The following is a 6,817-nucleotide window of genomic DNA, read 5'->3' as shown; positions in this document are numbered from 1 at the left end:
GTGCGGGGGCCGGGCGGGCGGGTGATCGCTGCGGCCGGGGGGCGGGTGGGCGAGGCTGCGCCGGGTGGCGTGGGTGGGGCTGCGGCGGGCGAGGGCGCTGCGGCGGGCGGCGGTGAAGCGGCGGGCGGGCGCACGGCTGCGGGTGGCGGTGGCGCGCGGACCGGTGGTGGCGCGGCAGGCGGGCGGTCGTGGGGCGCGCTGGTGTTCGACGCGACCGGGATCGACTCGGTCGGGCGGTTGCGGGAGCTGCACGCGTTCTTCCAGCCCGTCGTGCGCTCCCTCGCGCCGTGCGGGCGGGTCGTGGTGCTCGGGTCGCCGCCCGAGGGGGCAGCCTCGCGCGCGGCGCAGCGGGCGCTGGAGGGGTTCACCCGCAGCCTCGGCAAGGAGCTGCGCCGGGGCGCGACCGCGCAGCTCGTCCAGGTCGCCGAGGGGGCCGAGGGGGCGATCGGGTCCACGGTGGAGTTCCTGCTGTCCGGGCGCTCGGCGTACGTGTCCGGCCAGGTCGTGCGGATCGGGCGGGCCGAGGTCGCCGCGCCCGCCGACCGGGAGCGACCGCTCGACGGCCAGGTCGCGCTGGTCACCGGGGCGGCGCGGGGGATCGGAGCGGCCATCGCCGAGGTGCTCGGCCGGGACGGGGCGCACGTGGTGTGCCTGGACGTGCCCGCCTCCGGCGCGGCGCTGGCCGAGGTCGCGGGCCGGGTGGGCGGGTCGGCGTGCCACGTCGACATCACCGCGCCGGACGCGCCACACAAAATCGCCGGGCTGCTGGCCGAGCGGCACGGCGGGGTGGACGTGGTGGTGCACAACGCGGGCATCACCCGCGACCGCACCCTCGGTCGGATGACCCCGGACGAGTGGGACGCCGTGCTGTCGGTGAACCTCGCCGCCCAGGAGCGGCTGAACGGCGAACTCCTGCGGGTGCTGCGCGGTGGTGGCAGGGTCGTGGGGGTGTCGTCGATCGGGGGCGTCGCGGGGAACGCGGGCCAGACCAACTACGCCGCCAGCAAGGCCGGGGTGATCGGCCTGGTGGAAGCGCTCTCCGAGGAGCTGCGCGGGCGGGGCACCGCGAACGCCGTCGCGCCGGGGTTCATCGAGACCGCGATGACCGCCGCGATGCCGCTGCTGCCCGCGCTGGTCGGGCGGCGGCTCAACTCGGTGGCGCAGGGCGGGCTGCCGGTGGACGTGGCCGAGACCGTGGCGTGGCTCGCGCACCCGGCGTCGGCCGGGGTGACCGGCAACGTCGTGCGGGTGTGCGGGCAGAGCCTGCTGGGGGCGTGATGGCGAACCTGGGACTGCTGTACGCGAGGGCCGCCCTGTCGGGGTTCGCCCGACGGGGCGAGGAGCTGCCGGAGGGTGAGCGGTCGGCGCGGGTGCTGGTGGACCGGGAGCACCTGGCCGAGTACGCGCGGGTGTGCGGGTTCCGGCGGCGCGACGAGCTGCCGGTGACCTACCCGCACGTGCTGGCGTTCGCGCTGCAGGTGGACCTGATGACCGCGCGCGGCTTCCCGTTCCCGCTGCCGGGGCTGGTGCACGTGGCCAACCGGGTCACCCAGACCAGGCCGCTGCTGGTGGGCGAGCCGCTGGAGCTGCGGGTGCGGCTGGAGGAGCTGCGGGCGCACGAGCGCGGTCGGCAGTTCGACGCGGTGACCACGGCCGAGGTCGACGGCGAGCGGGTCTGGGTCGATGTGTCGACATATCTACGGCGCGCCGCCGGGGGTGGCGGGGCCCGGTCGGGCGGGGTGCTGGAGCCGCCGGAGCCGAACGCGGTGTGGCGGGTGCCCGGCGACGTGGGCAGGCGGTACGCGGCGGTGTCCGGCGACCGGAACCCGATCCACCTGTTCGGGCTGGCGGCGCGCGCGTTCGGGTTCAGGCGGGCGATCGCGCACGGGATGTGGACGAAGGCCCGGTGCGTGGCGGCCCTGGAGGGCCGGATCGGCGGGGCGCAGGTGGTGGACGCCCGGTTCAAGACCCCGCTGGGGCTGCCCGCGCGGGCGGAGTTCTCGGCGCGGCCGACGGCGGAGGGGTGGCGGTTCGCGGTGTGGAGCGGCGGGCGGCCGGTGCTGGAGGGGTCGGTCAGCGGGTGAGGTTCCCGGCCTCGTTCACAGCAGTTGAAGAGTTGTTCGGACGCCCTGGCTTGAAACATGCTAATTCCAACCCTTACCAGCAGCACCGGGTCACTTCGGCAGCCGGACGGGCAGGTATGGACCTGCCGCGCCCGGCTCCGTCTAACGACCCATCGCTGCGAGCACTTCGCGGGTGAGCAACGCGAGTTGGGTCAAGAGGATGATGGCGCTGTGCAGGGCTGGGCTGCTACCCCAGCCCTGCACAGACCTCGACCTGCGTTCTTGAGGCTTCCTCTTGTTTTTTCTTGGCATTCACCCTCCCATCCTGGTCGGCTTGGTGCCGTTTTCAGACCGGTTGCCGACGACCCCGGTCCGACGCGCCGTGGACCGGGAGAACGGAGAGCGAAGAACCAGACCACCACCACTGGCTGTAGCGGGTGCAGCGAGTTTGCACAGATCGGCAAACCTCACGCAACCAGGGGTGTGGACAACCCTGTGGATAACTTGGGTCGACAACCTCGCATCGAACTCCGAAGGAGTGCCGACGCACGGGAAGCACGGTGTGCGAATTTCTGCTAAACACGCAACTCTGCGAGACAAGGGCTCGACCGATGACCTTACTCGCGCTTGACTTGCTACGGGTTGTGGAGAATCGTGGCACAGTTGACGGTCGGCTCACACCCAAGCTGCAGACCGTCGACACTAGATCACTTTTTTCAGAACCAGTACCGCCTGGAGGCGCGACAGGCGCACTTTCCCAGACCTTTCACATGAGACCGATTACGAGCGCCGCTCGACTTCTCAATCAGCTGCGATACCGAACTGCGCCACAACCTGGCCTAGACCAGTAAGCGAAAAAACTTGGACCAGCAACTTCGAGCGCTCTCCGACAAGAGAGAGTCGAAGACTACGCTGGTCTCACTGCGGCGAGCGCCCCCCGACGCCCGCCGCGCCCCCTCACCGCACCTGCACCCCCGAGATCGCCCGCGCCACCACCAGCCGCTGGATCTCCGAGGTGCCCTCGAAGATCGTGAACAGCTTCGCGTCGCGGTGCATCCGCTCCACCGGGTGGTCGCGGGTGTAGCCCGCGCCGCCGAGGGCCTGGATCGCGCGCTCGGTCGCCCAGACCGCCACCTCGGCCGCCTTCAGCTTGCACATCGAGCCCTCGCCCGCCGTGAACGGCACGTTGTTGCGGGCCATCCAGGCCGCCCGCCACACCAGCAGGCGGGCCGCGTCGATCTCCACGCGGACGTTCGCCAGGTCGAACGCGATCGACTGGTTCTCGATGATCTTCCGGCCGAACGCCTCGCGGTCCTTCGCGTACGCCAGCGCGTACTCGTGCGCCGCCCGCGCCACGCCCACCGCCATCGCGCCGACCACCGGCCGGGTCGACTCGAACGTCGCCATCGCGCCCTGCACGCCCGCGCGCCGCCCCTCGCGGGCCCGCGCCAGCCGCGCCTCCAGGCGCTCCCGGCCGCCGAGCAGGCAGCGGCCGGGCACGCGCACGTCGTCCAGGAACACGTCCGCCGTGTGCGAGGCGCGCATCCCGTGCTTGCGCACCTTCGCGGGCGACGACAGGCCGCGCGTCCCCGGCGGCACGACGAACCCCGCCTGGCCGCGCGCGCCCAGCGCCGGGTCCACGACCGCCGTGACCACGTGCACGCTCGCGATGCCCCCGTTGGTGGCCCACGACTTCTGGCCGTTGAGCACCCACTCGTCCGCCGCCTCGTCGTACACCGCGCGCGTCCGGTAGCCCGCCACGTCCGACCCGGCCTGCGGCTCGGACGCGCAGAACGCCGCCACCCGCGGGTCGGACTCGTCGCCGAAGCACTCCGGCACCCACTCGGCCAGCTGCTCCGGCTCGCCCGACGCGAGGATGCCCGCGACCGCGAGGCCCGTGCCCATCAGCGACAGCCCGATGCCCGCGTCGCCCCAGAACAGCTCCTCGGTGGCGATCGGCAGCGACAGCCCGACCGGGTCGGCGAACCAGGTGGCCAGCGACTCGAACCCGTACAGGCCGATCTTCGCCGCCTCCCGGATCACCGGCCACGGCGTCTCCTCGCGCTCGTCCCACTCCGCGGCGGCGGGCCGGACCACCTCCGCCGCGAACCCGTGGACCCAGTCCCGCAGGTCGCGCTGGTCGGGGTTCAGCTCCAACGAGAAGGCGCCCACGTCAACCCCTCGGGATGTCGAACAGGCCCATGAACCCGGCCGCCAGGCCCAGGTCGCCCCGGACCTTGAGCTTGCCGGTCATGAACAGCACGGGCGCGGAGGCGTTGCCGGTCGCCAGCTTCACGAAGTCCGTCGGCCCGGCCGTCACCACCGCGCGCGGCTCGCGGTCGAGGTCCTTGGCGATCGAGCAGCGCTCGTCCTCCACCACGACCTGGTAGCGGTCCTCCTCGGCCCCGGTGAGCACGAAGTGCACCACGGCCCGCGTCGCGCCCGCGCGCTCGGGCCGGAAGTGCCGCTCCATGCGCCGGAACACCTCGTCCAGCACGCGCCCGCGCACGGCGGGCCTGGCGAACGCCTCGTCCAGCTGCCCCTTGGACGCGCGCGACACCAGGCGGGCGAAGTTCGGCGCGCCCATGGCGGCCAGGTCGAGCGGGGCTCCCGCGTCGGCCAGCGCCCCGAGCGCGGCGAGCAGGTCGGCGAACTCGCCCTCGCTGAGCCTGCGCGGGTCGACGCCCTCGGCGATGGCGTTGACGTCGGCGGAGCGCAGCGCCGGGTCGTCGGGGCTCGCGCCCTCCAGCGCGGAGATCAGCTCGGCGGGCCTGAGTCCCGCCACGGCCTCGGTGGTGAGGTCGATGGACACGGTGGCACCTCCTCGTCCCTACTGGACCGTGAACCTACTCGCGAGTAGGTAGGGCGGCAAGGGGGTTCGCTAGCCTTGGGGTGAACGATCCAGGGGGTGTGATGGCAGCAGAGCAGCAGGTCCGCGCCGGTCGGACCAAGCGGCTGCCGCGCGCGGTGCGCGAGCGGCAGATCCTCGACGCCGCGGTGGACGTCTTCTCCCGGCTCGGCTTCCACGCCGCGTCGATGGACGAGATATCCGAGGTCGCGGGCATCTCCAAGCCCATGCTGTACGCCTACCTCGGCTCCAAGGAGGAGCTGTTCACCGCCTGCACGCGGCGCGAGTCCGCCAGGCTGATGGAGGCCATCGCCACCGGCGTCGAGGTCGACCGGGCGGCGGACGTCCAGCTGTGGACGGGACTGCGGGCGTTCTTCGGGTTCGTCGGCGAGCACCGGGCGAGCTGGCTGGTGCTGCACCGCCAGGCCGCCTCGCAGGGCGGGCCGTTCGCGGCCGAGCTGGCGGAGCTGCGCGGGCGGGCGATCGGCCTGGTGGCGGAGCTGGTGGCGCGGGCCGCCGAGGAGGCCGGGGTGCCCGGCACGGGCGCGCGGGACGCCGAGAGCATGGCCGCCGCGCTGGTCGGCGCGGGCGAGTCGCTGGCCGACTGGTGGCTGGACCACCCCGACGAGCCGTCGGGGGTCGTGGCGGCGCGGTTGATGAACCTGGTGTGGATGGGGTTCGGGGACCTGGTGGACGGGCGCGTCTGGCACGCACCGGCACGCGGGTGACGTGGGGCCGTTCCTTCCCTGTGCACCGGGAAGGAACGGTTCTGCGGCAGATCAGCCGATCGACGCCAGCAGCCAGCGGCGCTCGTCGGCGGTGGACGGGACCGGCGGCCAGCCGTTGATCCGGGCGATCAGCACCCAGTAGTGCTCGGCCCTCGGGTCGCCGAACTCCCGGAGCCACGCCCACTGGCCCTCGGCGTCCTCGGTCCCCAGCTCCCCGGCGAGCCGCGCGGAGATCTCCCGCACGATCTCGCGGGACCGCGCGGACCCCGGCTCGACGCCCGCGTCGATCGCCTCGCGCGCCCGCGCCACGGCGATCCCGAACACCTCGGCGTTCCGCTCGCCCCCGGTCATCTCCACGCCCTCGGCGCGCATCTCCTGGTGCCGCTCGGACATCCGCCGGATCGACGCCCGGAAGTCCTCGTCCCGCACCAGGTTCGCCAGCTCGATCCACGCCTCCACCTGCTCGGGCGACGGGTCGTCCGGCAGCTCGATGCGGACCGAGCGCATCATCGACTCGAAGCCCGGCTCCAGGTCGAGCCCCCCGAAGACCTCCTCGAAGAAGTCGTCGAGGACGCGCTGCCGCTCCTCCTCGGACAGCTTCGCCAGTTCGTGCACCATCTCCACCTCCCCTGATCTCGCCACCGCGCGCAGCACGGACCGGCGCAGCCGCAGCACCCGCAGCTGCGCGTCGATGGCCTCCGCGTGCGTCCGCGCCACCTCGGCGACGGACACCTCGCGCTCCAGCACGCGCCGCGCGGTCGGCAGGTCGAAGCCGAGTTCGCGCAGCGTGCCCAGGAGCTTGAGGCGGGACAACCCGTCGGCGTCGTAGCACCGGAACCCGCCGGACGTCCGCCCCGCGACGGGGACCAGACCGGAGTCCGAGTAGAACCGGACGGCCTTGACGGTCATGCCGGTCAGCCGGGCCAGGTCGCCGATCGAGTAGTACCGCACGGGGAACAGCCTGCAATCTCCGGTGAGGGGAGAGTCAAGACAGAAAAGAGCCGCGCCACCCGGTAGAGGATGACGCGGCTCTTCGGGGAAGGGCTCAGTACGTGATCGCCACGGCGGGGTCGGCCAGCAGTGCGCCGACGTCCGCCCGGAACTGCGAGCCCTGCTGGCCGGCGACCCCCCGGTGGTCGAACCTAAGCGCCCGCCGGCCCACCCTGCGCGGCACCACC

At 73.1% G+C, this 6,817-nt stretch carries 6 protein-coding genes and 1 pseudogene; 3 read left to right on the top strand and 4 right to left on the bottom strand.

Annotation, left to right across the window (positions count from 1 at the left end; translation table 11 throughout):
- Nucleotides 1–1,278 carry a 3-oxoacyl-ACP reductase gene (locus ACTUAL_RS13845; RefSeq protein WP_440900521.1) on the top strand — a complete coding sequence of 426 codons (1,278 nt, stop codon included), beginning with the start codon at nucleotides 1–3 and terminating at the stop codon, nucleotides 1,276–1,278.
- Nucleotides 1,278–2,084 carry a MaoC family dehydratase gene (locus ACTUAL_RS13840; protein ID WP_440900520.1) on the top strand — a complete coding sequence of 269 codons (807 nt, stop codon included), beginning with the start codon at nucleotides 1,278–1,280 and terminating at the stop codon, nucleotides 2,082–2,084. Before ACTUAL_RS13845 ends, ACTUAL_RS13840 begins: the two co-directional genes overlap by 1 nt.
- Nucleotides 2,085–3,020: 936 nt before the next feature.
- Here ACTUAL_RS13840 and ACTUAL_RS13835 read toward each other — a convergent pair.
- Together ACTUAL_RS13835 and ACTUAL_RS13830 are read right to left on the bottom strand one after the other, a co-directional pair.
- Entirely contained in the window at nucleotides 3,021–4,235 is a 1,215-nt protein-coding gene (locus tag ACTUAL_RS13835; protein WP_440900519.1) for an acyl-CoA dehydrogenase family protein, read from the bottom strand.
- Between the two features lies 1 nt (nucleotide 4,236).
- Complete coding sequence (locus ACTUAL_RS13830; RefSeq protein ID WP_096497436.1) at nucleotides 4,237–4,875, bottom strand: SCP2 sterol-binding domain-containing protein; 639 nt, start codon at nucleotides 4,873–4,875, stop codon at nucleotides 4,237–4,239.
- 101 nt (nucleotides 4,876–4,976) lie between these two features.
- Here ACTUAL_RS13830 and ACTUAL_RS13825 point away from each other — a divergent pair, with 101 nt between their 5' ends.
- A complete protein-coding gene (locus ACTUAL_RS13825; RefSeq protein WP_440900518.1) occupies nucleotides 4,977–5,639 on the top strand; it encodes a TetR/AcrR family transcriptional regulator in 663 nt (220 codons plus the stop codon).
- 51 nt (nucleotides 5,640–5,690) lie between these two features.
- Here the strand turns inward: ACTUAL_RS13825 and ACTUAL_RS13820 are convergent, their stop codons facing one another.
- Nucleotides 5,691–6,590: a MerR family transcriptional regulator gene (locus ACTUAL_RS13820; protein WP_440900517.1), complete on the bottom strand. Its 900-nt coding sequence runs from the start codon at nucleotides 6,588–6,590 to the stop codon at nucleotides 5,691–5,693.
- 94 nt (nucleotides 6,591–6,684) lie between these two features.
- Nucleotides 6,685–6,817, bottom strand: a pseudogene (locus ACTUAL_RS13815) (2-oxo acid dehydrogenase subunit E2); the annotation flags it as partial.

This window comes from Actinosynnema sp. (assembly GCF_052038725.1).
Note: the sequence above shows the minus strand (reverse complement) of the source record. Positions and strands in the feature narration are given on the sequence as shown.

Coding starts and splice junctions, on each gene's coding strand:
- ACTUAL_RS13840 (WP_440900520.1), top strand. CDS start 1,278: ATGGCGAACCTGGGACTGCTGTACGCGAGGGCCGCCCTGTCGGGGTTC.
- ACTUAL_RS13825 (WP_440900518.1), top strand. CDS start 4,977: ATGGCAGCAGAGCAGCAGGTCCGCGCCGGTCGGACCAAGCGGCTGCCG.